The sequence below is a fragment of the Vibrio sp. 2096 genome (genome assembly GCF_033339595.1).
In the GTDB taxonomy this organism is placed as follows: Bacteria; Pseudomonadota; Gammaproteobacteria; order Enterobacterales; family Vibrionaceae; genus Vibrio; species Vibrio alginolyticus.
This window is the reverse complement of sequence record NZ_JAWOUX010000058.1, coordinates 1-1,440: the sequence shown is the minus strand read 5'-3', so window position 1 is coordinate 1,440 and position 1,440 is coordinate 1. Positions and strand designations below refer to the sequence as shown.

General features: G+C 32.4%; 3 protein-coding genes. All 3 read right to left on the bottom strand.

All coding sequences use genetic code 11. The features are described 5' to 3' along the window. Positions 1 to 282 precede the first annotated feature (282 nt). From R7Q41_RS24000 to R7Q41_RS23990, 3 genes are read right to left on the bottom strand one after another with little or no spacing between them, the layout of a single operon-like run. The gene (locus R7Q41_RS24000) at positions 283 to 495 is read right to left on the bottom strand and encodes a hypothetical protein (RefSeq protein WP_318144704.1); all 213 of its coding nucleotides are present in this window, start codon (positions 493 to 495) and stop codon (positions 283 to 285) included. After that, a complete protein-coding gene (locus tag R7Q41_RS23995) occupies positions 482 to 841 on the bottom strand; it encodes a hypothetical protein (RefSeq protein ID WP_277499337.1) in 360 nt (119 codons plus the stop codon). Before R7Q41_RS23995 ends, R7Q41_RS24000 begins: the two co-directional genes overlap by 14 nt. Positions 842 to 873: 32 nt before the next feature. Continuing rightward, positions 874 to 1,194, bottom strand: coding sequence for a hypothetical protein (locus R7Q41_RS23990; protein ID WP_277499336.1), 321 nt, complete (start codon positions 1,192 to 1,194; stop codon positions 874 to 876). Positions 1,195 to 1,440: the final 246 nt, after the last annotated feature.

The following is a 1,440-nucleotide window of genomic DNA, read 5'->3' as shown; positions in this document are numbered from 1 at the left end:
TACTAAGTGTAGCACGACTGATACCGATGTTTTTAGCAATTTGTTCGTCTACAAGTCCATCACGTGCCCATCCTTCTATTTTTAGTAACCCTTCTTTTGTCAGCCATGTATGTACCTTACCTTTGGCCATAACCACCACCTCACAATAATATCTAAATAATTTTATGGAAAATTAAGATTATATATTTAACAAAATAATACAAGTTGTTATAATAGAGTTAACATTGCCATCAGGAAAAGTAATTCGTCCCCAATACGAGTTACTTTTCCGTTTTTTTATGGCTACTTTTCTAAGAATTCATCCAACGTTTTACGCAGCAAACTAATCATCGCTTCTCTTTTTTGCTTTGGTGTTGTATTATCTTGCATTTCATTAAAGATAGGAAGTACACTTTCTAATTTCTTTTTATCAATGCGTTCATTTACAACGTCCTGTCCTAACATTGAAATGAATGTACCAATTACAACAGCTTGTTCTTGTTTATCTAGTTTCATTTATCTCACTCCCTTTAATTACGCCACATTTGATTGAATCAGCTGTATGTTCGACAATAGATTCTGCTACAACTCTTCCACCTAATGAAACTCCAACTTTACAATCCATAGAAATGGATTTACTACCGTTAATCTTCTTAATTATTTCAGATTGTTTATTTATTAATTGAACATGAGTTATATCCGCTTTCGTCGCTAATCCCTCTTCTAACATACTAACCTTTTGACTTAATCCTTCTACACTTGTTGAAACACAATTTAACGTTTGAATTAAACCTTCATTATCTCTTTGTAGATCGTTAATTCTTTTTTCAAAATCAGCAATTATTTTTGTTATAGACTCCATCCTTTACCCTCCTCCAAAATAAAAAGCAGCATTTAATCATTTACATCAGAAACAAATTCTTGCGATACATCTTCTGCTTCACAATAAACATCTAAATCAGTCCAATAACTTTCATCATAACGATATTCCTTTAAGTGATCTGTAGGCCATCCTAATTTTTTATAATTAGCAAGAACTGCAGCATAATCTTTATTTCTAGCCTCTTCTCTAAACCTTCTGGAAGCTAGCTCTTCTGCTCTCTCGTGATTTTCCGCGATAACATACAGATGTATTTGGCTATATCCTGTATATCCATTCGTCACATAATAAAGATTCATTTTCTTTCTTTTCTTCATATATCGCTTCTTTTTCATACAAATCACTCCAAAAAGAATCTTATTTTTAAAATAGCAGCAGGAAATTTGTTGTATGCATGGGAAATGAATAGATATTCAAAATGACTGCCGATAAGGTTACTTATGTAAACTAGATTTTCGGGAAATATACCTACATATCAACGTTTGTGGTACTTTCAAGAACTTCCACTTACAACATATTTTATACATCGTTGATTTTACGCTGTTTTCAGCCTCAAGCATCTGCTTTTCCTTGCATAAACT

Excerpts from the sequence above, each read along its gene's own strand:
- R7Q41_RS24000 (WP_318144704.1), bottom strand. The coding sequence starts at position 495 with ATGAAACTAGATAAACAAGAACAAGCTGTTGTAATTGGTACATTCATT.
- R7Q41_RS23995 (WP_277499337.1), bottom strand. The coding sequence starts at position 841 with ATGGAGTCTATAACAAAAATAATTGCTGATTTTGAAAAAAGAATTAAC.
- R7Q41_RS23990 (WP_277499336.1), bottom strand. The coding sequence starts at position 1,194 with ATGAAAAAGAAGCGATATATGAAGAAAAGAAAGAAAATGAATCTTTAT.